Below are 25529 nucleotides of genomic sequence, written 5' to 3'. Positions count from 1 at the left end.
GGACGTTTATTGGATGACAGCCATCCTGATTATTCAGGCCATCGTCTCTGCGATTATTTGCGCAGTGTTGTCGGCAAGAACAGTCAGCGCGTTGGAAGATGAAAGGGAGTAGAAAACGACGTGCTGAATGGTTATTGAACTTGGCAAATCAAATAATTAAGGTTTGAAAACTGTTATCCGCTACAACGAAGGGGGAGAAAAGATGAATATTTTCGTTGTTGTATTTTTACTATATTTATTGTTTCTGATTGTACTTGGTTACTTGGCTTCGAAAAAACGTGAAGAAACTGTTGATGATTATTATGTGGCAGGCAGAAGTATGAACAAATGGGTAGTGGCAGGAACGTATGGAGCAAGTTTTATGAGTGCCGGCACGTTTATCGGGCAGATGGGTGCAAACTATTCTACGGGATGGGCGCAGATCTGGAATTTCAATGCTACGTTATTGCCGATGTTCATTTTAGCGGCATTCTTCGCTAAAAAGTTCTGGAGGATCGGATATTACTATAAAGCCCGTTCTATGCCGGACCTAATCGCGCTGCGCTATCCTTCAAAATTCACTCGTGGATTCTACTCCATCTTAATCCTATTAATTTATACGGTAGGAATGGCCGCTATGTATCTTGGGATTTTCACAGTATTAAGTCTGGTCACCGACTTGTCATATATGACATGCATCATTATCGGAGCTGTGGCGGTATTGCTTTATTCTCTCTGGGGCGGAGCGAGAGCGGTTGCATGGACAGACACAGCCTGCCTTGTCATCATGATATTTGCGATTGTAGTCTCGGTGAGCGTGGCGCTCTACAATAGTGGCGGATTCACCAATCTAGTAACAGCATACAGCCAAGCGACCGTCCCTGAGGGTAAACCGTGGGTTGGAGGATCGGAACTAGTCTCTTCAACAAACAGTTACTTGTCCCTTAGCATGGTAATTTCGTTCTTCCTTGTCTGGTCGATGGGGAATCTTTCACAACCTCATCAGATGACGAGGGTGTATCTTGCTAAAGATGAGAAGGCGGCAATTAGCGGAGTCGCACTCATTCTCATTCCTAACTGCATTATCTTGATCGGTGGCTTGATCATCGCTGCGTATGCTCGGGTAACCTATCCGAACCTTGATAAAATTGACTATGCATTCCCTTCAGTCGTCCTGGGAAGCCTTCCTTCAATTGTCGCTGCGATTGTCCTTGTAGGTATTATCGCTGCAGTTTTATCCACTGCTTCAACGATGTTGATTATCTCGGCGCAATGTACCGGTTATGATATCTACCAGAAATTAATAAACCCTAATGTTTCGGAAAAAACCGTAGTCAAAATTTCAAGGGTTACGATGGTTGTTTGTACCATTATCTCAATCCTGATTGCGTATTTCGCACAGACGGTACAAGGTATCTTCTTCTTGTGGTCTTCGGCATTTGCAATGATGGGAGCGGGCGTCTTGCCTTCCTTGATAGGAGTATTCTATTGGAAACGGGCTAACTCTAAAGCATGCCTGACCAGTATGGTGATCGGTTTCACTTCAACTGCGGCAATGTACATCTTCCCATCCTTGCTGCCAGATTGGGCGGTACACCCAATCCTCCCGGGCTTAATTCTTTCTGTCTCCGCCTTCGTCATCGTGGCCCTTTGTACGCGAAAGCCGGATGACGAAATCATTGAAATGTTCTTCGGTGAAAAAATGAAAGATCCGAAGAAGCGTAAGGAACCCGCAATTGCACAGGTCGGCACGGTAAATGAGTAAGGTTTGACTAACTTCAAAATGAACGGATAAAGAAATATAAACACCCGGGGTTTGCACAATTCCCCGGGTGAACATGTTGGGATGGTGGATTGTGAAGATGGAGGAACAGGTAGCTGTGATCACAGGCAGTACCTCTGGCATCGGGGAAGATATTGCAGTCAAGTTCGGCCAGGGTAATTACAAAGTGGTCGTCGTCGGAAGAAATATAGAACGTGGTAACCGCATCGTAGATTCTATCAAAGCCGGTGGTGGGGAAGCGATTTTCGTGCAATCTGATGTCTCCCAGGCGAGAGAGTGCGAGGCCTTATTCAGGAAAGTGCTCTCAACCTATGGAACCGTTGATATTTTAGTCAACAATGCAGGAACCATGCGCAATAGACCTATTACCGAGATGGAAGAAGAAGACTGGGATGACATCTTAGAAGTCAATCTGAAATCGTATTTTCTGTGTTGCAAGGAAGCAATCAAGATCATGAAGGAGAAAGGATATGGGAGGATTATCAATATCTCCTCAAGAGGTTGGCTAGGCGGTACAGCCCAGAGCAATTATGCCGCATCCAAAGGTGGAATTGTCAGCCTGACACGATCGCTTGCTTTAGAAACCGCAAGAATGGGTATTACTGTGAATTGTGTAGCACCAGGAATGATTGATACTCCGCTGCACCAACAGAGCACTGAAGAAGAAGTCAGCTTTCGGATGAACAGTCAACCTATGGGCAAAGTCGGAACTCCACGGCAGGTCACAAACATCGTCGAATATTTTGCAGATGAAGAGAACTGGTTCACGACAGGACAGGTTATCTATGTTTGTGGTGGGATGAGTGTCTTGGCGTCACTGTCGTCTTAACATGTATTTGTCAAAACAATGAGACGTTGGAATTGGATAAGTGATTAATTAGTATTGAAGCAGCCGGCGCGGCTGCTTTTTTCTTTTGGGGGGAGTGGATGAAATGGATTACATCGCTGGCTATACAACAATTATCGACATGACAGCGGAGGATATCCACCAGTGTAATCTGCTGGCGGCACCTGTTGAGGTGTCGTTTTTTGCTGTATGAAATACAAAATTAACCTGCAATTCTACATTGTAATATTATGCAGTCCGTTGTATAGTTATATTCATTATTGAATAGTACATCAACTATGAATAATTGGTTCTATAACCAGTTCAGACTCAACGCTAATTCAACTAGCAGGAATCATTTTAAATTATCAAATTATTAATTGCATTCGTTCTTGCCACTCTGTATAGTCTTATTCAAATACGAATACTTATCTAACAGGAGGTGCCGCATGTCCATCTTTTCCATCAATCCGGATACCCAATTTGAAATCATTGATTCGACTGATGAAGATCTGATTGTGACGAACCGGGCCGGGGTAATTGTCCAGGCGTCAAGGATCAGCGGGCGGCATTATGGGGTGACACCGGAGTCGCTGCTTGGCCGTTCGGTTTATGACTTGGAGCAGGAGAAGGTGTTTGTGCCGGCGATTACGCCGCTCGTTTTGAAAGAAAAGAAGAAAGTGGTGCTGGTGCAAGATACGCCGAATGGGACCCGTGAACTGATCATCGGGTTTCCGCTGTTTGATGAAGCGGGCGAGGTAGAGCATGTCATCAGCTACTCGTGCGAATGGTCGGAGCTAGTCGTCATCCAAGACTACCTGAACGATATGGAAGCGGAGATGGCGCGGATGAAGGAGGAGCTGAGTCTGCTTCGTCGGGAGGCGGCGGTTCCGGAAGGGCTGGTGCTCGCATCCAGGTCGACTTCAGAAGCGTTTGCGGGAGGGCTGGAAGCGGCGGAACTGGATGTGCCGATCCTCCTGTACGGGGAACACGGGACCGGAAAGGCGACTCTTGCGCGTGAAATCCATGTACACAGCCGCCGCAGCGAAGAGGCGTTCCTGACACTGGATTGCCGGACGGTTCCGGAAGCACTGTTTGAGCGGGAGCTGACGGGTGATTCGGACGGGAAGATCGGAATGCTGTCGATTGCGGAAGGCGGCACATTGTATCTTGAGGGGATCGACCGGCTGTCGCCGTATCTTCAAAACCGGCTGGCCGGCTGGTTGAAAGAGAAGAAGTACCAGACGATGGAAGGGGCAGAAGTTCCGTTTGATGTCCGGATCATGGCATCCGCGGAGGGCGATCTGTCCGGTGCAGTACAGGACGGGGCCTTTAGCCGGGAGCTGTTTTATCTGATCCATCTTGTGCCGATCGAACTGCGCCCGCTTATGGATCGGAAAGAGGACTTGTCCTCGCTCATCCCGCTTTTCCTGGATCGATTCTGCGAAAAGCACGGGGTCAGGAAGGAACTATCCCAAGGGCTGTTTGAATACCTGCTTGAGTGTCCATGGCCGGGCAATATCGATGAACTGGCGAATGTGATGGAGCGGCTGGTCATTGGCGGCAGGAATAAATTGCTGACGGCAGATGACCTGCCGATGGAATACCGCGTACCGGCGGGCGATTCCCTGTCGGAGATTGAGATGGACGGCAGGCCGTTGCCGAGCATCCTGGAGAGTGTGGAAAAGCGGGTACTGATGGCGGCCAAGCAAAAATACGGGACGACGACCGAGATGGCGAAACAACTGGGTATCAGCCAGCCGTCGGTCGTCCGGAAGCTGAAGAAGTATGAGGGAGAGTGAGGGTGAACCGGGACCGACCGGAGCAAACCCGTTTCGCTCTTCTTCCAATAAAGAACGAGGAGGACGTCATCATGACAAAACAGCTTGAGCAAGCTACACAGCCGGAGTGGACCCGGATGGTCGCGAACATCGGCAATTTCCTCGCCCCGAGCATGGCGAAGGACCATCCGAACCTTCCGGTGGTAAAGGCGGAAGGGTGCTATTACTACGGAACAGATGGCAAGAAGTACTTGGACTTTACGTCGGGGATTGCGGTGGAGAACGTGGGGCACCGGCATCCGAAGGTCGTGCAGGCGATCAAGGACAGTGCGGATCATCTCGTGCACGGGCCGTCCGGTGTGATCATCTATGAGTCCATCCTGAAGCTGGCGCATGAACTCCAGCAGGTGCTTCCTCCGAATCTGGACAACTTCTTCTTCGCGAACAGCGGGACGGAGGCGATCGAGGGGGCGCTGAAGCTTGCGAAGCATGTGACGAAGCGACCGTATGCCGTGTCGTTCACGGGCTGTTTCCATGGACGCTCGATTGGTGCATTGAGTGTCACCACGTCAAAAAGCAAATACCGAAAATACCAGCAGCCATCCTGGCTGACGTACCAGCTGCCGTATGCGTTGCCGGAAGATCTGCCGGAAGGGGCGGACCCAGAAGCATTCTTCCCGGAAAAGCTGGAGAAGGATGCCCGCCGGCTGTTCAGCCATCAGGTGGATCCGGAAGAAGTGGCATGCATGATCATTGAGCCGGTGATGGGTGAGGGCGGCTATATCATCCCTCCGAAGGCGTGGCTGCGGAAGATCCGCGAGATCTGTGACCGGCACGGGATTTTGCTGATCTTTGACGAGGTCCAGACTGGGTTCGGCCGCACGGGGAACTGGTTTGCGGCGCAAACCTTTGGTGTAACGCCCGACATCATGGCAATCGCAAAGGGAATCGCGGCGGGTCTGCCACTGAGCGCGACCGTCGCGTCGAAGGAACTGATGGACCAGTGGCCGCTCGGATCGCACGGGACAACGTTCGGCGGAAACCCGATCGCCTGCTCGGCGGCACTTGCATCATTGGAAGTCATGAAAGAAGAGAAATTGCTTGAGAACGCCCGTGAGGCCGGGGCGTATGCAATGGAGCGTCTCTTGGAGATGAAGGACAGTTATCCGGTGATCCGGGATGTCCGTGGGCTCGGGCTCATGATCGGCATCGAGCTCTGCGATCCGGAGACGGGTGAGCCGGACGGAGCGGCGGTCATGGATGTACTGGACCGCTGCCTGGAGAAGGGTGTCCTGTTTTATCTGTGCGGCAACTCCGGCGAAGTCATCCGGATGATTCCGCCGCTCACGGTGACGAAACAACAAATCAACGACGGACTCGGAGTGCTTGAAGAAGTGCTTCAGGAACGCGGAAACTGAAGGGACAGAGGGGGAAAAGCGATGACAGTCATTAAAGGAGAGCAGGCGATTTCTAAAGGAGCCGTCTGGAAGTTTCTGATTCCGTCTTTGATCGGGGTGCTCTTGTTCCTTGTGCCAATCAAGTGGAACGGGGAAATCACAATCGGAATCGGAGTCATGGCGTCCGCGCTGCTTGGATGGGGAAGTGAGTGGATTCCGGCGTTCCTGGTTTGGATGCTTGGATTCACGGCGGCGGTGACGCTGGTTGCGGTGTTGGTGAAGCCTGCGTTTGTGATGGACCGGCCGTTTTTGAAGAACCTGTTCGTCGTCGGGCCGTTCGGCATCATTACACGACTGTTCGGATTTGCCGTAGGGGTCATGGCGTACTTTGAAGTGGGTCCGGCATTTATTTCTTCCCGTGCAACGGGCGGAGTTGTGCTGTTCGACCTGGCACCGGTGTTGCTGACCTGGTTCCTGTTCGCTGGTGTCATGCTGCCACTGTTGGTGGAGTTTGGCCTGATGGAATTCTTCGGCGCACTGCTGACGCGGTTCATGCGCCCGATCTTCACGCTTCCGGGACGCTCCTCGATCGACACGCTCGCTTCGTGGATGGGAGCGGCACCGGTCGGCGTCGTCATCACGATGAAACAATACGATGAAAACAATTACACTGGGCGGGAAGCCGCGGTCATCGCAACGACGTTCTCGATTGCATCTGTCGCGTTTTCCCTCGTCGTCGCCAAAGTCATCGGACTCGGCCATCTGTTTGTCCCGTTCTATCTCACACTCAGCGTCGCGAGCATCGCCGCCGCCATCATCATGCCGAGGATTCCACCGCTCTCGCGCAAACCCGACACGTACTTTGACGGCAGCGCTCGGCAGGAAAATGATGAAGCCATCCCTGAAGGAGAAACCGCTGTAAGCTGGGGTTGGAAACTGGCACTTAAGAAAGCAGAGACGACGAAAAGCGCGAAAGGTCTTGTTAAAGACGGTGTCAGCACGGTCCTGGATATCTGGCTCGGACTGATCCCGCTCGTCATGAGCCTCGGTGCATTGGCATTAATTATCGCCGAGTTCACACCGATCTTTAACTGGATCTCCTACCCGCTCGTACCGATCCTCACATGGATGGGCCTCCCAGAAGCCGCGGCTGCTGCACCGACCATGCTCGTCGGCTTCGCCGACATGTTCCTCCCATCAGTTATCGGAAGCGGCATCGAAAGTGAACTGACAAGGTTCGTCGTCGGTACGCTGTCGCTGACACAGCTGATTTACATGTCGGAAATCGGAATCCTGATCCTGCGTTCCAACATCCCGGTCAGCTTCCTGGATCTCGTCGTGATCTTCATCCAGCGTACGATCATTACGCTGCCAATCATTGTGGTCATTGCGCATTTGTTTGTGTTTTGAATAGTGGTGAATGGAGAAAAGCAGCCGGAGCGGCTGCTTTTTTCGCTTTTGGGGCTGAATCCCTACCTGGGGGTACTTGAGTTCTTACGAAGGGGTGCCTGGGTTCTTACCTTCGGATAGTGAGTCGCTACGGCGGGTTTATGAGTTTTTACCTTTTGGGGGTGAGTGGTTACTTAAAAAATTTACCCACATGAGAAATACCTTACTAGCCGGTTACCCAATTGTCAGACACGCCGCGCAAGCGGGAAAGCCAAGTGGAAGGTTACCGGAAACGCGTGGCTAACCCGATAAATTCAAGGACGAGTGTACCTTGCAAAAGTGAGTGTTAACATAGAGCGATGCAGCAATTATTCGGTTAAAGGATCGGAAGATAGGGTTAGAACAGAATAATTAATAAATATTTCGAAAAATGTGTTGACAGCGCTTTCATGGTCGCTTATGATTTGTGTACAGAAATTGTATACAGAGTTTTCGTATTTTTTTACCTTCAAACTTTGTATACAAATATTGTGTACAGAAAGGAGGCTCTCTGATGGTAAGGTCTACAGCGCAAGAATATGCCTATCGTGAGATTAAGAAACGGATTATTGAAGGGACACTGGAACCATTGCAACCAGTGGTCGAAGAAGAAATTTCAGCAAAGTTGAAGATCAGCCGGACCCCTTTAAGGGCTGCGCTTCAAAGACTAGAAATTGAGAAACTGGTTGAACGACAAGAGAATGGGCGGCTGAGAATCTCGAATATCTCTATAAAAGAAGTCAAAGAGATTTTTAAAGTACGATCCAAGCTCGAAGAAATTGCTGTCTGTGAAGCAACAGAAAATGCAACAGAGCAGGACTTAATCGAACTAGCCCAACTCGCCGATATGATTCATGAAGCTTTGCAGTCAAAGGACCTCGAAGAGATTTTAAAGTACGGGTCTAAGTTTCACACTTACATCTACCAACTAAGTGGGAACCGTACAGTGAACAACTTTATCAGCCAACTGAACGATCACATCCATCGATACCGGAGACTGGTTCCAAATCATAAATTGGAGCGGACAATCGAAGAGGGGAAGGAACATCATCAGATTGTCAGGTGTATGGCGAATAGGGATGCAGAGGGGGCCGGATTGGCCATGAAACAACATATTGAGAACAGCCTAAATTCCGCTGTGGATGCTATTCGAATCTATGAAAGCAGCAAGCAAGCAACCTGGTGAAACGAGACAAATTCAATGAACAGGAGTGGTTTATTCATGACTAGCAATCAACGTTTCAATACAACCGCCATTCACGCGGGACAATGCCCAGATGAGAAATCCGGGGCTGTGTCACAGTCTATCATTCCGGCAGTGGCTTATTGTTTTGATGATGCAGAGTCCGCTGTTGATGTAGTTTCAGGCAAGAAAGAAGGCCGGTACTATGGAAGGTATGGAAACCCGACGACGAGAACACTTGAAAATAAGGTAGCATTTTTGGAAGGTGCTGAAGACGCCCTTGGGGTAAGTAGTGGGATGGCTGCCATCAGTATTGCTTTGTTGGCATTCTTGCGCAGCGGAGATCACGTAGTTGTGACTAAAGATGTGTATGGAGGCACTCATAAATTCCTATCTAATATTGCGACACGCTATGGAATTGAGTATGATTTTGTAGATTGCACAAACTATTCAAACATTGAAGGTGCAATTAAAGAGAATACAAGGGCGGTGTATATCGAGACTCCATCCAACCCAACGCTAACACTGATTGATATTGCAGCGGTGGCAACCATTACAGGACGCCATGGCCTAAAGCTGATTGTCGACAATACGTTTATGACACCATACCTTCAAAGGCCAATCGAATTGGGAGCAGATATCGTGGTTCACAGTGCTACGAAATACTTGAACGGTCATGGAGATGTGATTGCCGGTATCATCTGCGGTTCCAAGGCAGACATCGAGTACATGCGCAAAGACATGATGGGGGACCTTGGCCAGAATTTAAATGCTTGGGAATCTTTCTTAATCCTGAGAGGAATCAAGACCCTGGGAATCCGTATGGAACAGCATTGTAAGAATGCTCAGAAGGTGTCGGAGTATCTGGAACAGCATCCCATGGTCGAGCGGGTATTCTATCCTGGGCTGCCCTCTCACCCGCAGCACAGCCTGGCGAAAAAGCAAATGAAGAATATGGGGGGGATTGTCGCTTTTGAAGTAAAAGGGGATGTGCAGACCGGAAAGGATTTCATCAGCGCATTGAAAGTCGCAATGATTTCATTTAGCCTGGGTGATCCGGAGACGCTTGTACAACACCCTGCATCCATGACACATTCATCCATTCCTGAAAGTCAGCTCCATGAATTCGGCCTTTCAAAAGGACTTATCCGGTTGTCGGTAGGGCTCGAGGACGCAGAAGATATCATTGAGGACATAAATCAGGCACTTTTGTTAGCAAGTGCTATCCCGATTAAAAATTGAACTCGTACCGTCAAGAGAGACTATGTTGATTCAGAATCAAAATTTTTTAGAGAGAATTATCGGAATGTTCTAAATCATAAAACGAAAACTGGAGGGGACCGAATGCTGACACTCAAAAATCTACGGGTTGCTTTCGGAGATCACGAAGTGCTGAAAGGAATTGATATAACCGTCAAAAAAGGGGAAGTCGTCACGTTTATCGGGCCAAGCGGAACCGGTAAAACCACCTTACTGAGATCTATCAATTATCTTGAAAAACCAAGCGATGGGGAGGTGATGTTGTCGGATGTAGGCATTAAGTTTAAGTCTGCAAATAAAAAAGACATTTTAAGACTCCGGAGAAAAACGGCCATGGTCTTTCAGCAATTTAATCTCTTCAAGCACAAGACGGTTGTTGAAAATGTGATGGATGCCCAAATCGCGATCCAAAAGAAATCGAAAAAAGAGGCCTATGAGAAGAGTTGCGAGGAATTGGAAAAGGTAGGCCTTCTGGATAAGAAAGATATGTACCCCTCGCGCTTATCCGGAGGGCAACAGCAGAGAGTGAGCATTGCCAGGGCATTGGCATTGGAACCGGAAGTCATTCTGTTCGACGAACCGACATCCGCACTTGACCCTGAATTGGTCGGAGAAGTTCTTAAGGTCATTGAAAACGTCGCGAGATCCGGCATGACAATCTTGCTCGTCACGCACGAAATGAGATTCGCTAAAAACATTTCATCGAAAGTGGTCTTTATGGATCAGGGTCATATTGTTGAACAGGGTACCCCGGAAGAGATTTTTGAAAAGTCAACCCATATCAGAACAAGGCAGTTCTTGAAAGAGTATTACGAAGCAGAAGAAGATCTGGCAATAGCCAATGTATAAATAATATTAAATAGGAGGTCAAACATGAACAAAAAATGGAGCTTTATTACACTGGCGGGTTTACTTTTCTTGGGTGCTTGCAGCGATGGAGAAGCTTCTACAGATGAAGCTGGAGTCCGAACATTGACCGTAGCAGTTCCACCGACATCCAAGCCATTGAGCTGGGAGGAGAACGGCAAACTGACAGGCTACGAGCCTGATATTCTTCGGCTTGTGGATGAAAAACTTGAAGACTATGAGTTCGATTTAGTGGGAGTGGCCGATAGTGCTGCAGAAATCGGCTTGGATACCGGCAAGTACGACATGATTGCACAGGGTCTCTTCAAAAGTGAGGAGAGGGCTGAGAAGTACCTGATTCCCGATGAAAATAATGGTGCGAGCCTCATGCGGATCTATAAACGGAGTGACTCTGATGACATTGAGAACATGAAAGACTTGGTAGGGAAGAAAATCGTGCCGACCACCCCTACTGGTGGAGTCTTTAACTTCATTATGGGTTGGAATGAAAAGAATCCTGACCATGAGATTGAATTCCAGACTTCAGACGCAGGTCTGTCTTATGCGGACCGGCTCCGTGAAGTGGAATCCGGAAAATATGATGCTCTGATCCTCCCTTCCAACCTGGGACAAAATGAAATTATTGAAAGTCAGGATATGCAGATTGTCACCACCGAGCCGGTAGAAGTATTCCCGACGTATTTTATGATTTATAAAGATGAAGAAAATGCTGCGCTCAAAGACGATATCAGCGAAGCGCTGGCCGAATTGAAAGAGGAAGGGAAGCTATCAGAACTCTCCCTCAAATACTACGGTGAGGATGTCTTCGAATTCAGTGAATAAAAAGTTACACAAAATCAAAGGACATTCATGCACAAATGTATCAAACGATGAAAATGGGCAAGCAGGCCTGCACGCCTGCTTCCCCCATACTCTTCTGCCAGTGACATAGAGAGCTGCATTTAGTATACCCAAAAACTCACTTTGTAATCCAAGGAAAGGAGGAAGCTCCTTGCTCGATATTAAATACATGCTGGAGATCACTCCGTCGCTCCTTAGTGTTCTTCATGTAACCCTGATCATTCTGATCGCATCCTCAGCCCTTGGTTTAGGCTTGAGCATTCTGGTTACCGCAATCCGGATCAAAAAGGTGAAATACCTCAGCCAGGTCATGGATCTGTTCATCTCGTTTACGAGAAGTGTTCCAATTGTCCTGCAACTATTCCTTATGTATTACGGTTTCCCGTTCCTATTGTCCATGATTGGAATCCATGTAAGTGATTTTAGTGCAGCAGCCGCTACCGTTTTGGCGCTGACCCTTTACAATGCAGGTTACTTATCAGAGGTACTTCGTCCGGCATACCTTGCCGTAGAAAAAGGACAACATGAAGCGGCAGATGGACTCGGCTATACCCCTTTTCAGAAATTCACGCGTATTATCGCGCCTCAAGTAATTCCAATTGCACTTCCGGGATGGGGGAATGCCCTAGTCTACCTGATTCATGATACGTCCCTTATCTTTACGATCGGTGTAGCGGATATTATGGGGGTTGCTAATACTCTGATCTCGAGTTCATATGGTGCCCATCAAATTGAAATCTACCTGACAATAGCGCTTCTCTTCTGGGCAATCACCTTCTCCGCGGATACGATGGTAAGAATCTTTGAGAAGAGGGCAGCGAAATATAACTTGAGCAACGGTATTGCTCCGAAGAAAAAGGCGAAACGTAAAATGAGAATCTTGGTTCAGAAGGGGGTTTGACTATGTTCAAGTTTGATGTAATGGCTCAAGATTTTATAGGCATTCTGATGGTTGTTCCCAAAACCCTCCTTTTGGCGATTCTCATCCTCTTCCTATCCACAATACTTGGAGGAGTCATTGCGCTGATTCAGCAATATCGGATTCCCGTCGTTGTACAGGTTGTGAAAGTGTTCAAGTCCTTTTTGAGAGGTACCCCTGCGGTCGTGCTGCTGTACCTGATGTACTATGCATTGCCGCAAATCGCACATCTGTTACTGAAAATAGTGGGGGTTGAATTCAATCCCCATAATTTAAATCCCGTCGTTGTTGTCATCGTGACTTTCTCGCTCACCATGTCTGCGTTTCAGTCGGAGATTATCAGAGGGGCGTTTATGTCTGTAAGTGAAGGTCAGATTGAAGCTGCGCACTCTCTTGGATATAACTTCATGCAAACACTGTCACGTGTCATTATGCCGCAAGCTCTTATGGAAGCACTTCCGGATTTCCTGAACTCCTATATGGTTATCATCAAAGCGCTATCACTCGCTTTCCTGATCACAGTGGTCGATATCTTTGCGCAGGCGAAGATCATGGGGGCGATGAGCTTCAGGTATCTGGAAGCATTTGTTGCGGCAGCGTTGATCTATTGGCTGATTAGCGCCATTCTCACTGCTTTGATTAACCGTTACGAATTGAGACTAAGAAAGGCATATTAAAGATCATATTTTAGAAGGAGTCGATGCAAATGAATAAATTTGAGCGGATCCAAGCAGCGTTGAATCATGAGGAAGTCGACCGAGTGCCCATGAGTCTTTGGATGCACCTTTCTGCAAACGATATTAATCCGCGCGGGCTGGCCGAATCACAAGTCGCCCAAAGCCGAAAGTTCGATTTTGATTTCATCAAGCTCATGCCATTCGGCCTTTACTGTGTAGAAGACTGGGGCGCAACTGTGGAGTACTACAGCACACCGAACCGCCCTCCAGTAGTCGTGAAGCCCGGCATTGAAACTGTTGAAGATTGGGGCAGGCTTGAAGTCCTTCCTGCGATCTATGGAACATACGGGAAACAGCTGCAGTATGCAAAGTACGTGAGCAAAGAGGTGAAAGGTGAAATTCCTTTTGTCCAGACCATTTTCAGTCCGCTGACTGTGGCCAGAAAGTTGGCAGGAGACCGGCTGATTCTCGATATGAAAATGAACCCGCAACTGGTCATGCAGGCACTTGACGTCATCACCGAAACCACCATCAACTTTGTGAAAGCAAATATTGAAGCAGGGGTGGATGGCTTCTTCTTTGCAACACAATGTGCAACCGAAGAACTGATGACGGAAGAAGAGTACCGGACATTCGGCGTCCCTTATGACCTGAAGGTGATCAACAGTTATCAGCAAGAGACATTCTTGAACATTGCACACATGCACGGAGATAAGGTGATGTTTAATCTCATAGCCGATTATCCGGTAAATTGCCTGAATTGGCATGACCGGTGGGTATCCCCTTCCTTGGCGGAAGCCCGCAAGAGAACGGATAAATGCCTGCTAGGCGGCATTCGAGAGGCTCCGTATTATGATGAAAACAATAAATTCGTCAGAAATAGCCTTTTGATTGATGGAACGGTAAAAGAAATCGAAGATCACGTGCGGGAATCCATTGATGCCGTCGATGGAAAGGGACTCATTCTCGGACCGGGTTGTGTGATTGACCAGGAAACCCCTGAGAGGAGCCTTTACGCAGCCCGTAGAGCCGTTTATCCTTCAGTCCAAACGGTCATTGCCTAATTACCTTTTAATGAGCTTCGGTTTGAGACGAAGCTCATTATTTTTGATGTAAAGGGGTCTGCCATGAAAACATGGAGTAATTTCATTGTCCTATTCATGATTGTGCTGTTCCTCGTCAGTCAAATCCTCACCCTCACATTTCTCGATTGGACATTGTCCGGGCTTTCTCTGATTGTGATGTTGATCAGTTTGATCTACAGCAGGCAACTCCCGAAATGGTTCAGTACAGTGATGATTGCCATAGGATCTTTGATTCTCTTGAATCAGCAGGCTGGCTGGGATGTCTGGGAAGAAGCGCTCACTAAAAATATGCCCATCGTTTGTCTGATCATTGTGGCTCCGATCCTTTCGATCCCGATCAGACAGGGAAAGTACGATGAAGCGATCTTTTCACTGGTGGCCACATTCAAGGGAAGTATAACGCTCTTTTTCTCATTTCTTCTGATGCTCTTTAATTTTATTGGGCCGATAACCAACTTGGGTTCCATCCATATCATTCATTCCATGATGAACCAATTAAAACTGTCTAAGGAGTTCTTGGCCAAAGTCTATACACGTGGTTTTTCTTCAATTAATACATGGTCTCCTTATTTCGCTTCTGTTCTGTTGGTCATCTATTATTTAGACATTCCGATAACCCGTTTTTTGCCGTATGGACTGTTATTGAGTTTCTTTCAAATTCTCTTATCCACTGTACTGTTCTCACTAAGAGAGGCGCCATCTATGACGGTGTGTCTTCCTGATGCTTCAACTGCAGTCAGAGGCAGAAAGCTCACAGAATTGAGTTTAGTGTTCGCTGGCCTGATCGGAGTGATTATCACACTAGAGCCTGTTGTTCGTGTAGGTGTCAGTGTCTTGGTCACTATTACGCTGATGGTTTTCTCTGTTCTTTGGAGTGTTCTTCAGAAACGCTTTAAAGGATTCCTTAAAGATATGGACGAATTCCGGTCGAACATCCTTCCGAGACAATCAAATGAAATCTCCTTGTTTTTTTCTGCGGGTTTTTTCAGTGTGGTTCTGTCGGGGACCGCTGTGGCGGATCATCTGAACTTGATCTGGGAGCAGCTAGCCGACGTCTCGGTATTTTTGTTAATCCTCTTTACGATTGTCCTCATTTCGGCTTTTGCGTTTATAGGAATCCACCAGATTGTAGTTGTGAGCTCTATCCTCGCCAGTGTTTCACCAGTGATGATCAGTATCGATGACATAACATTTGCCATGATTTTACTGAGTGCTTGGGCTATCGGAAGTGTGGTTTCACCCGTTGCACCTATGAATGTGATTTCCTCAAATTTATTAAAGGTCAATGTGTATCGGGTGATTCTGAAATGGAACTTGCGTTATGCCATTCTATTGATCGGAATCCATACGATGCTGATTTATGTGGTGCATCTCCTGCTTGCGGTATGAACTTCGATTGCACGGAAAAGAGAGGCGACTTTAGACAATGGCTACTGAAATCTATTCAAATCTGAAAAAGGGAGAACGTGGTGCATGGCTTAGCATAACCATCTATCTAGTGCTCAGCGCAGTCAAATTCCTCACTGGAATAGCGGGGGCATCAGAAGCACTAAAGGCAGATGCACTGAACAATACGACGGATGTCATTGCCTCGATTGCCGTCCTGATTGGTTTGAGGATATCCCAAAAACCACCCGACCGAAATCACCGATACGGCCATCTCCGTGCCGAAACCATCGCCTCGCTCATCGCTTCATTTATTATGGCGGTGGTCGGCCTTCAGATTCTGATCGGAGCGGTCATCTCAATTTATGCTGGTAGCGCAGGTCATCCCTCTCCATTAACTGGGATTGTCGCACTCGCCAGCGGTATGGTGATGTACACGGTTTACTTATACAATGTTCGACTCTCAAAGGAAATAGGAAGCTCGGCTCTCCACGCAGCAGCACAGGACAACCGGGCAGACGCACTGGTCAGCTTCGGAGCAGCGGCTGGGATTGGCGGTGCCATATTTGGATTTCCGATTATTGACACTATCACGGCGCTCATCATCGCAATCATTGTCATACTTGCAGCCGGCACAATCTTTAAAGAAGCCGTCTATGCGCTGACCGACGGATTTGATGAAGAGGAAGGAGAAATGCTCAAACGACTGACGGAATCCGTACAAGGTGTCGATCAAATCCGCGATCTCAAGGGCCGGATGCACGGCAACATGACATTATTGGACATGACCATAACGGTGGATCCCCACCTTAATGTCGTTGAAAGCCATAAAATCACCGAAGAGATTGACAGCAAGATGCGAAAAGCAAAGCCGTATACAAAAGTATTCATCCATATTGAGCCAGGAGGGGAGAGAAGGAGAGTAAACTTAGATGGTGGATGTGGGGAAGGTTAGTGATCGGGATGATTAGTGCGTGCGGGGGAAGAAACGGGAACCTAGTATATCGATACCTAACTCCCCGCCTTATGAATGCTTTCCGAAAACGAGTGATGAACAATCCTAGGTTAGGGGGTACCTTCAGTACTTCTGGAGAAGCTATTAAGAACGTGATCAAACATTAAAAAGACGATCCATCCTCCGGAATACCGGAAGTGTTTTGTCTTCGTTACTCTGTAAGGTGATCATTTTTACGTTTCCGCTCTTTTGTTCGGTTTCCTTCAGGTGCAGAAGAGCAGTGGATTCCGGTAGGGCTTGTAAATACGATCCTGTGGCCGTTTTTGCCGTAGACGTCCCTGACGGAAGGGATGTTCAACTTCTGGATATCATAAAATGGAATCGAGTACATGCTGCCCCACTATGGAATGGGTTGGGCTGAAGGAGCCGGTGGCTGTATGTAGGACAACGAAGGGGATCGGGTATTAGCAGAGCTTGCGAGAATTGTTAAATAGGACTGATGTCTAAAGAAGTTTAACTAATGCCGACTTCCGTTGACCCATCTACTTTAACGTGCTAAACTACAAAATAGTTTGACTAACTAACAACTTAAAACTTTTATACTTCTTATCCAGAGCGGCGGAGGGACTGGCCCGACGATGCCCGGCAACCGGCAGGCGAATGCTTGTATCGGTGCTAATTCCTGTGGGAGTGATCCCAGCAGATGAGAAGAGTCCGCCGATAAATCGCCACGCACTCTTCTACATGGAGTGCGTTTTTTATTTGTCCGGGTTTTGGACAAATGCTTCCGCTGCCCGGGCGAACCGCTCCGCAAGGGGAGAGGCATCCTGCCGGTTCCATGCCAGATACAGGCCGATGGCGTCATCTGCGCCCTTAATCTCCCGGTAGACGATCTCATCCCGCTGGGTCTCAGCAGCTGCTGTCGACACGATGGAGATACCGATGCCTGCGGCAACGAGGGATAGGATGGTCGTGACGCCTTCCGCTTCCTGGCGGATGTCGGGGCTGAGCCCGACGCGGTTGCAGAGGGCGATGATGTTGTCAAAGTAGCCGGCTTCTTCCCCCCGCGGCGGCAGGATAAACGGTTCGCCTTGGAGATCGGACAGCCGGATCGGAAAGGTGTCGGCGGCCAGCGGATGAGAGGACGGCAGGGCAACGACGAACGGATAGTCGTACAGGTGGAAGAATCCGAGTGCGTCCCCGTTGATCGGCGGGCAAAGGAACCCGATGTCGATCCGGCGTTCGGCCAGTGCTTCATTCTGCATCGCGCTCGACATCCGGTGGAGGATGAGCTCGACGTCCGGGTACCGGTCCTTGAACGAGCGGAGGATACGAATGATGCCGCTGCTCAGCATCCCCGTGTAGCCGACGGAGAGCTTGCCAGCTTCACCTTTATGGATCTTCCGTGCCTCAGTGGTCGCCCGCTCGAGGCTGCCCATGATGGCCTTGGCCTCGCGGAAGAGATGTTCGCCTGCAGGAGTTAGCCGGACGGAGCGATTGGTCCGGTAGAAAAGCTGGGCCCCGATTTCCTCTTCGAGCTGGGCGATCTGCTGGGAGAGGGGCGGCTGGCTCATGTTCAGCTCCTTGGCGGCGCGGCCAAAATGCAGGTGTTCTGCGACGGCGATAAAGTATCTCAGATGTCTCAGTTCCATAGCGGGTTCCTCCGGTGGAAGTTAATGGTTGATTGATAGCTGTTACATATCATTTCATCTTCAATACATATTAGCCCGACAGAAGTCTTAATGGTAGTGTAATTCAAAAGATTTAATGTCGGAATATTTATATAGGGAGGAAGAACAATGTTTGCTCCTGCAAATGACTTTAATACATTCCTGAAAAACCGGTTTACCACTCACGGAAAGAGAACAGCACTCCATGCGGCGGGTGAGTCGATTAATTACGAGGATCTGCTTGCGGAATCCAGCCGACTGGCGAATGCGTTTATCCGTGCGGAGGTCGGCCGGAACACACGGATCGGGATGCTCATTCCGAACAGCATTGAATACGTAGTTACCGAACTTGCCATCTATTTTTCGGGTGGAACGAAGGTTGCACTCAACACGATGCTCCGGGAAACAGATATCGAGTACATCCTGAATGACTCGAGTGCGGAAATCATGGTCGTGGACCACCAGTACCTGCCGATCATCGAAAATGTGAAGGACAAGCTCACGACCGTGCGCCAAATCGTCGTCCTGAACGGCCCGGCGGATCAGCCGGAAGAATATGTGGACTGGCACGCATTCAAGGACAGCGAGTCTTCTGCTTTTCCGGAAGTGGGCAACGATCCGGATGACATGACAACCATCCAGTACACGGGCGGGACGACAGGGGAGCCCAAGGGCGTCATCTACACACGCGAACGGACTCTGCTTACGCTGTCGTCGATCATCATCGATGCGGACGTGCATCATGACGAGAAAATCCTGGTCACAACACCGCTCCCGCATGCGGCCTGGCTCTATACGTATTCCGGGCTGATCATGGGGGCGCAGGTCTTCATCGAAGAAAAGTTCGACCTGGAGACGGTCGTGCGCCACATCGAAGAAAACCGGATCACGTTCCTGAGCCTGGTACCGACAATCATCTACCGACTGCTGGATCACCTGGAGGGCAAGGACATCGATGTCAGCTCGATCCGCACGATCCAGTACGGCACCGCTCCGATTACCGCGGAGCGGCTCAAGCAAGGACTGGAGCGGTTCGGTCCGGTCTTTACCCAGATCTACGGGTTGAGCGAAACGCAGAGCGCTGCGACATGGCTGAGAAAAGATGATCACCTGAAGGGCGGCAAACTGCTCCGCAGCTGCGGCAAGCCCGCGTACTTCAGCGCTGTGAAGATCGTCGACGACGAGGGGAACGAACTGCCGGCGGGCGAGCCTGGCGAAATCCTGGTCAAGGCAGTTACGAACATGACCGGCTACCTGAACAAACCGGATAAGACGCGCGAGGCGCTGACGGAAGACGGCTGGCTCCATACGGGCGACGTCGGCTCGAAAGACGAGGACGGCTACATTTATCTGCTTGACCGCAAAAAGGATATGATCATCAGCGGCGGCATGAACGTATACTCGTCGGAAGTCGAAAACGCCCTCCAACTGCACCCGGCCATCCGCCAGGTCGCGGTCATAGGAGTGCCGGACGAAGACTGGGGCGAAGCGGTCCATGCGTTCGTCATCCTGAAGGACACCATCACCGACGAAGAACTCGTCCGCTTCTCGAAAGACAACATGTCCAAATACAAAGTGCCGAAAGCGTTCCATATCGTCGACGAATTCCCGCTCACCAACTACGGCAAAGTGGATAAGAAAGCATTGCGTGAACCGTTCTGGAAAGTGAAAGAAAGACAGATCTGAGTTTTATTTGTGAAGTTGATTGAAACGGAAGGCGGCGACTCCAGCGGGAATAGCATGAGCCGAAGATCCCGCAGGAGCGTAGCGACGAGGAAGCTAAGGCCATGCCCGCGGAAAGCGTCCGCCTGAAGTGGAAATCAACACGCTCCATACATGCAAAGAAAAGGGGGAGACCAAATGTTCAACTACGAAACCATCCAAGTCATAGACGAAAAGCCCGTTCTGCGGGTGAACCTCAACCGGCCCGAAAAAGCCAACGCCATGAACGCGCAGATGAACCAAGAACTCAACGATATCCTCACGCGCGTGCGGCAAAATCACGACTACCGGGTCATCGTCTTCACGGGGAACGGCCGGGTGTTCTCGGCAGGTGCAGACATGAAAGAAATGAGCGGGATCCTGAAAGACAATCCGAACGACACGACCTGGATCCGCGAAGACCAGCTTCAGCGGCATGAGTTCCTGCGCAAGTTCGACACGCTCGACCAGATCACGGTCGCGGCGATCAACGGCCCGATGCGCGGCGCCGGCATGGCACTCGCGATGGTGTGCGACTTCCGCATCATTGCGGAGGAAGCGGACGGCGGCCTGCCGGAAATCGAGCGCGGACTGTTCTTCTCCGGAGGCGGCACGCCGCGACTGGTCAACCTCGTTGGCCCGCTGAAAGCGAAGGAACTCATTATGCTGGGTGAAACGTTTACCGCTGAAGAAGCGGAGAAGATGGGCCTTGTGAACAAGGTCGTCCCACTCGCAGAGCTGGAAGCAGCGACCGATGAACTCGTCGGCAAGCTCACGGCGAAGTCGTTCGCTCCGCTCCGCATCTCGAAGAAAATCGTCAATGCCGCTGTTCCGGCGATCGACCCGCTCCTGTACTACGACGCAGAACTCCAGGAAGCCGTCATGACGGCCGGCGGCACCGCCGACCAGATGGCCGGATTCGAAAAGGCGAAGAAATAAGGGGGAACGAACGATGAAAAAGAGCCTCCTCGGTATTATGCTGCTAGCCGTGCTAGCCGTCCTCTCCGGATGCGCTTCGGCAAGCGGGAGCGGCAAGGCGGAATATGTGTATTCATTTAATATCCAGCCCGCGGCGACGCACAAGTTCCATACCGACGTCGTTGCCCCGTGGGCGGAGTACGTGGAAGAACAGACCGATGGCCGTGTGAAGATCGAAATCTACAACAGCGGCGCGCTCGGCAACCTCGCCAGCGCCTACGAAGACATCGAAGGCGGGCTGTACGACATCGGCTACGTGAGCCCAAGTGCCTCCACCAGCACGCCGGCTTACCCGCTGACGCTCGGCGACCTGCCGTTTGCCATCCTCGACCCGATGGACAGTCCAAAAGTCCTTCAACCATTTATCGATGAATTCATGCAGGACGAGTTTGAAGACAGCATCCCGCTCGCCATCTCCGCGACGGATGCCTACCAGCTGATTACGACGGAGCCGGTCGAGACAGTGGATGATGTGAAAAACAAGAAAGTCATCGTCTCCGGTAAAGAGCGCGTCGAGCTTATTAGCATGTGGGGCGGGGTGCCCGTCACCCTCGGCCTCGAGGAGAACTATCAGGCGCTCGACCGCGGCACCGTCGACCAGACGGCATACACCGCGATCGGCGCGAACGGCTTCCGCCTGTTCGAAGCCGCGCCTTATCTGACGAAAGTCGATATCGGCGCGACGACGCTCCTGTTCCTCATGAACGAGCGCGCATTCGATAAGCTGCCGGCCGACCTCAAAAAGCAGTTCGAGGAAGACTTCGGACCGAAGCTCAGCGAACTGAACTCGAAAATGTACTCGCAAGGCACCGCTGACGCCCTGGTCCAGTTTGAAAAAGAAGTGGCCGACAAGGGCGGACGTGTCATTGTGCCGGAAGGCGAAACACTTGCGGAATTCCGCGCTCCTGCCAAACAGATCTGGGAAGACTGGGTGAAGCATGCCGAGAAGCGGGGTTATGAAAACGCCCAGGAAATGATGGACTTCTTCACCAAGACACTAGAAGAGCAAGGCATCGATAACCCGGTGGATTAATTGATGAAAGACAGATATAGAAAGAGGGGGAAAGCATGGAGCTCCTGCAGAAACCGGTCCGTCTTCTGACGAACATCAACAAATGGATCGGCCTGATCGCACTCGGCTTGATGTTCCCGGCCGTGTTCGTCTTCGCCGTCGCACGGACGACGGGCAATCCGATCATCGGCGATATCGAACTTGTCCAGTTCGTGATGGTCGTCCTGATCATGGGCTCGCTGTCCCTAAGCGAAGCCACCAACACCCATATCTCGATCGGGCTTTTCGTGGACAAGTTTTCGCCCTCGATGCAGCGCGTGATGGACTTTATCGCCCATCTGCTCACGCTGGCGTTCTGCCTGCTCGTCTGCTGGGCGTTTTTGTCCCACCTGAAAACCCAAGATTCCGACCTGCTCGGCATCTCGTACGTCCCGTTCAAACTGTTCATCGTCTTCGGCTTCCTCTCCTGGGGGCTCGAGGCGCTGCTCAAGCTGGTGCAGGACCTGAAAGGGGAGAAGACCGTTGCCGACTGAAATCGTTGGACTCATCGTCATCCTAGCGGTCCTCTTCCTCATGTTCCTCCGGATCCCGATCGCCATCTCCATGGTCGTCCCGGCCGCGCTTGGCATCATTTATCTCCGGGGAATCGATACACTACTGGCCGCCGTCAACAGCATCGTCTGGAGCCAGAGCTTCAGCTATACACTCAGCACAATCCCGCTGTTCGTTTTAATGGGGCAACTGCTGTTTGCCTCCGGCGTCACGAACAGCCTGTTTGAAACATGCAAGCACTGGTTCGGCCACCTGAAAGGCGGTCTCGGCATCTCCACGATCGGTGCCTCCGCGCTGTTCGCCACAGCCGCCGGATCCAGCGTTGCCACGACCGGAACGATGGGTGTCATCGCGACCGACGAAATGCGCAGAGGCGGCTACAGCAAAAGCCTGACGGGCGGTACGATCGTCGCGGGCGGCGCCCTTGGAATCCTGATCCCGCCAAGCACGACATTCATCGTCTACGCGATGATCACCGAACAATCCGTAGGAGCGCTCTTCACCGCCGGCATCATACCGGGAATCCTGCTCACGCTGTTCTTTATGATCACCATCTGGGCGGCTGTGCTGATCAATCCGAAACTCGCCCAGACGGAGCAGATGGAGAAATCCACGTGGAAACAGCGATTCGCCTCGCTGCCAAGTAACCTGTTGGTTGCCTTGCTGTTCGTAGTAGTCATGGGAGGCATCTATCTCGGGTGGTTCACAGCGACGGAAGCCGCCGGTGTCGGCGCACTCGGCGCCATGCTTATTGGTGTAATTAAGCGCACACTGACATTGGCGAAACTCAAAGAAGCCATGGTCAGCACCCTGCAGACCACCGGCTTCATCTTCGCCATCATCATCGGCGCCTTTATCCTGAACTACGTATTGGTACTGACGAGGTTCCCGAACATGCTCGCCGATGCACTGCTGTCCGCGAACCTGTCAGAAGCGATGATCTTTGCCCTGATCGTCCTGCTCTTTATCATCCTGGGCGCACTCATGGACTCCCTCGCCATGATGGTCGTCACCATCCCGATCCTCATGCCCGTACTCGCTGCGCTGGAATTTGATTTGGTCTGGTTCGGCGTCATCATCGTATTGGTTGTCGAGATGGCACTCATTTCACCACCAATCGGCATGAACGTCTTCGTCCTAAAAGGCGTCACGAAAGAACTGGAACTCACCGACATCTTCAAAGGTGCTTTCCTGTTCATGATCCCGATTCTAACGCTGATTATCCTAATCTATATCTTCCCTGAGATTGCCTTGTATCTGCCGCAGCAGATGGCGGGATAGGGGAGTGGAACTGCCTGGAGAGAATGACTCTCTAGGTGGTTTTTTTATTTATATAGGTAGAGAATGCTTACTTATAATTATCAATACATTGACTTTTCTATCTATTAGAATTAGCATTATTTAGGAGCGTATGTTCCGCTTCAATGTGGAAGGAGAAATGTTATATGTCTGAGGCAAGGCTTTGGGTTAGAAATATGTATACCGGACCAAGAGGAGGGGCATATACCGGACCAGGTGGTGGAATGTACACTGGCCCGGGAGGAGGAGCATATACCGGACCAGGAGGAGGTATGTATACTGGCCCAGGCGGAGGAGCATATACCGGGCCAGGCGGTGGAATGTATACTGGTCCAGGCGGAGGAGCGTACACCGGCCCTGGTGGTGGACTATATTCGGGGCCCGGTGGAGGGCTATATACAGGGCCAGGCGGAGGGTTATACACGGGACCAGGCGGTGGAATGTATACTGGCCCTGATTCCAATTCTTATATGGCCATTCATCCACCATGGCCACTATTTGCAATCGAACTCCGTAGAATAGGAATGTCTCGTGAGGCAACTATAATTGAAAATACTTTAAGGAGTATTGGATGGAGAGGTTAAAGGTTGCTCTCTAAATGTTTGATGAGAAAAATAACTTAAGAACGTCGTCCAAACAAAAGGGGGAAACATCATGAATGCAAGCAAGGAGTTTCTGACACCGCCGTCCATCGTCTATCTGCAGGGGGCATTTCAGCAGGTTGGCAAGCAGGCGTTGAACTTGAAGGGGACCAAGGCCCTCATCATCAGTGATGCCATTATGAATAAGCTTGGCTATGTGGACGAGTGCCGAAAGTTACTTCAAATTGATGGAATTGAAAGCGCTATCTATCTGGGAGTGGCATCGGAACCGACCGATGACTATGTGGCTGAGACGTTGCGCATTTTCGGGGAGGAGCACTGCGACCTGGTCATCTCGCTGGGGGGCGGGAGTTGTATCGATACGGCGAAGGCGGTATCGATCTTGGCAACGAACGGAGGCTATATCGGGGACTACATGGGCGGAAAGAAACTGGCTGAACAGCGGCCAGTGCCGCATATCGCCATTCCGACCACAGCCGGAACAGGAGCAGAAGCGACGGACGCGACTGTCATTACCAACATCACGACCCAGGTGAAGATGATGATCAAGCAGCCGGCGCTCATGCCGGAGGCCGCGATAGTCGATCCGCTGCTGACGCTCTCCACGCCGCCAAACGTGACCGCTGCGACAGGTGTCGATGCACTAAGCCATGCCATTGAGGCGTACATCTCCAGGAAAGCACACCCGATGACGGACATGCTGGCCCTTTCTGCCATCCGACTGATCGCGGCCAATCTCCAGCGGTCTTACAATAATGCGGAAGACCTCGAAGCGAAAGAAGCGATGACGCTCGGAGCGTTGCAGGCGGGAATGGCCTTTTCGAACGCATCCGTCTGTCTGGTCCACGGCATGTCCCGACCAATCGGTGCACTGTTCCACGTCCCGCACGGCTTCTCCAATGCGATGCTGCTGCCGGCAGTACTGGAATACAGCAAGGATGCCTGCGTGGAGCGGCTGGCGGACATCGGCCGGATCTTCTCGCCGGACGAAGAAATGACCGATGAAGAAGCAGCAGAAAGAACGGTTCAATCGGTGAAGGAACTCTGCCATTCATTGAACATCCCGAACCTGAAAGAATGGGGTATCGATGAAGTGGAATTCATGAACGCCAGAGAAAAAATGGCCAAAGACGCCCTGGACAGCGGCAGCCCGTCAAACAATCCGAAGGTGCCGACAGCGGAAGAAATCATTGAGCTTTATCAAATCGTCTACAATTACCAGGCAATAGAGCGTGTGAATCAGTAAGTATAGAATAGGAAAACCCGACAGGCTACTGCCTGTCGGGTCAGACTGTAGACAAAACGTACCCAGATGAAATCTTTCTGGGTACGTTTTGTCATTCATGTGG

At 50.5% G+C, this 25529-nt stretch carries 21 protein-coding genes and 1 riboswitch; of the genes, 20 read left to right on the top strand and 1 reads right to left on the bottom strand.

The window, feature by feature from the left end; genetic code table 11:
• The first annotated feature begins 202 nt into the window (after positions 1-202).
• From DZC51_RS11725 to DZC51_RS11660, 14 genes are all read left to right on the top strand, one after another.
• Complete coding sequence (locus tag DZC51_RS11725) at positions 203-1744, top strand: sodium:solute symporter family protein (protein WP_157296149.1); 1542 nt, start codon at positions 203-205, stop codon at positions 1742-1744.
• Positions 1745-1841: 97 nt separating this feature from the next.
• A complete protein-coding gene (locus DZC51_RS11720) occupies positions 1842-2591 on the top strand; it encodes an SDR family NAD(P)-dependent oxidoreductase (RefSeq protein ID WP_232524132.1) in 750 nt (249 codons plus the stop codon).
• Positions 2592-3037: 446 nt separating this feature from the next.
• Positions 3038-4390: a sigma 54-interacting transcriptional regulator gene (locus tag DZC51_RS11715; protein ID WP_157296145.1), complete on the top strand. Its 1353-nt coding sequence runs from the start codon at positions 3038-3040 to the stop codon at positions 4388-4390.
• Positions 4391-4461: 71 nt separating this feature from the next.
• Positions 4462-5787, top strand: coding sequence for an aspartate aminotransferase family protein (locus tag DZC51_RS11710; RefSeq protein ID WP_198304115.1), 1326 nt, complete (start codon positions 4462-4464; stop codon positions 5785-5787).
• A gap of 21 nt (positions 5788-5808) precedes the next feature.
• Positions 5809-7176 (top strand): YjiH family protein, encoded by a 1368-nt coding sequence (locus tag DZC51_RS11705; RefSeq protein WP_157296143.1) that lies wholly within the window; start codon positions 5809-5811, stop codon positions 7174-7176.
• Positions 7177-7708: 532 nt separating this feature from the next.
• Positions 7709-8380, top strand: coding sequence for a GntR family transcriptional regulator (locus tag DZC51_RS11700; protein ID WP_157296141.1), 672 nt, complete (start codon positions 7709-7711; stop codon positions 8378-8380).
• A 36-nt stretch (positions 8381-8416) separates the two neighbouring features.
• Positions 8417-9619 carry a trans-sulfuration enzyme family protein gene (locus DZC51_RS11695; protein WP_157296140.1) on the top strand — a complete coding sequence of 401 codons (1203 nt, stop codon included), beginning with the start codon at positions 8417-8419 and terminating at the stop codon, positions 9617-9619.
• 102 nt (positions 9620-9721) lie between these two features.
• A complete protein-coding gene (locus DZC51_RS11690) occupies positions 9722-10486 on the top strand; it encodes an amino acid ABC transporter ATP-binding protein (protein WP_157296138.1) in 765 nt (254 codons plus the stop codon).
• Positions 10487-10510: 24 nt separating this feature from the next.
• Entirely contained in the window at positions 10511-11326 is an 816-nt protein-coding gene (locus DZC51_RS11685) for a transporter substrate-binding domain-containing protein (RefSeq protein WP_157296136.1), read from the top strand.
• A gap of 169 nt (positions 11327-11495) precedes the next feature.
• On the top strand, positions 11496-12245 hold the full coding sequence (locus tag DZC51_RS11680; protein ID WP_232524130.1) for an amino acid ABC transporter permease: 750 nt from the start codon (positions 11496-11498) through the stop codon (positions 12243-12245).
• A gap of 2 nt (positions 12246-12247) precedes the next feature.
• On the top strand, positions 12248-12940 hold the full coding sequence (locus tag DZC51_RS11675) for an amino acid ABC transporter permease (protein WP_157296134.1): 693 nt from the start codon (positions 12248-12250) through the stop codon (positions 12938-12940).
• A 29-nt stretch (positions 12941-12969) separates the two neighbouring features.
• A complete protein-coding gene (locus tag DZC51_RS11670; protein ID WP_157296132.1) occupies positions 12970-14004 on the top strand; it encodes a uroporphyrinogen decarboxylase family protein in 1035 nt (344 codons plus the stop codon).
• A gap of 63 nt (positions 14005-14067) precedes the next feature.
• Entirely contained in the window at positions 14068-15414 is a 1347-nt protein-coding gene (locus tag DZC51_RS11665; RefSeq protein WP_157296130.1) for a hypothetical protein, read from the top strand.
• A 37-nt stretch (positions 15415-15451) separates the two neighbouring features.
• Positions 15452-16366 carry a cation diffusion facilitator family transporter gene (locus DZC51_RS11660; protein WP_157296128.1) on the top strand — a complete coding sequence of 305 codons (915 nt, stop codon included), beginning with the start codon at positions 15452-15454 and terminating at the stop codon, positions 16364-16366.
• Positions 16367-16969: 603 nt separating this feature from the next.
• Positions 16970-17076, top strand: a riboswitch (SAM riboswitch).
• 48 nt (positions 17077-17124) lie between these two features.
• Here DZC51_RS11660 and DZC51_RS11655 read toward each other — a convergent pair.
• A complete protein-coding gene (locus DZC51_RS11655; RefSeq protein WP_157296126.1) occupies positions 17125-18018 on the bottom strand; it encodes a LysR family transcriptional regulator in 894 nt (297 codons plus the stop codon).
• 147 nt (positions 18019-18165) lie between these two features.
• Here DZC51_RS11655 and DZC51_RS11650 point away from each other — a divergent pair, with 147 nt between their 5' ends.
• From DZC51_RS11650 to DZC51_RS11625, 6 genes are all read left to right on the top strand, one after another.
• Positions 18166-19722 carry a long-chain-fatty-acid--CoA ligase gene (locus DZC51_RS11650; RefSeq protein WP_157296124.1) on the top strand — a complete coding sequence of 519 codons (1557 nt, stop codon included), beginning with the start codon at positions 18166-18168 and terminating at the stop codon, positions 19720-19722.
• A gap of 174 nt (positions 19723-19896) precedes the next feature.
• Positions 19897-20676 carry an enoyl-CoA hydratase/isomerase family protein gene (locus DZC51_RS11645; RefSeq protein ID WP_157296122.1) on the top strand — a complete coding sequence of 260 codons (780 nt, stop codon included), beginning with the start codon at positions 19897-19899 and terminating at the stop codon, positions 20674-20676.
• A gap of 13 nt (positions 20677-20689) precedes the next feature.
• The gene (gene dctP, locus DZC51_RS11640; protein ID WP_157296120.1) at positions 20690-21748 is read left to right on the top strand and encodes a TRAP transporter substrate-binding protein DctP; all 1059 of its coding nucleotides are present in this window, start codon (positions 20690-20692) and stop codon (positions 21746-21748) included.
• Positions 21749-21783: 35 nt separating this feature from the next.
• A complete protein-coding gene (locus tag DZC51_RS11635; RefSeq protein ID WP_157296119.1) occupies positions 21784-22260 on the top strand; it encodes a TRAP transporter small permease in 477 nt (158 codons plus the stop codon).
• Positions 22250-23560 carry a TRAP transporter large permease gene (locus DZC51_RS11630; protein ID WP_157296117.1) on the top strand — a complete coding sequence of 437 codons (1311 nt, stop codon included), beginning with the start codon at positions 22250-22252 and terminating at the stop codon, positions 23558-23560. Before DZC51_RS11635 ends, DZC51_RS11630 begins: the two co-directional genes overlap by 11 nt.
• A gap of 672 nt (positions 23561-24232) precedes the next feature.
• Positions 24233-25426, top strand: coding sequence for an iron-containing alcohol dehydrogenase (locus DZC51_RS11625; protein WP_157296115.1), 1194 nt, complete (start codon positions 24233-24235; stop codon positions 25424-25426).
• The last annotated feature ends 103 nt before the right edge of the window (positions 25427-25529 follow it).

Origin of the sequence: Bhargavaea sp. CC-171006, assembly GCF_009761675.1 — a bacterium.
In the GTDB taxonomy this organism is placed as follows: Bacteria; Bacillota; Bacilli; order Bacillales_A; family Planococcaceae; genus Bhargavaea; species Bhargavaea changchunensis.
This window is presented reverse-complemented; position numbering and strand designations above follow the sequence as displayed.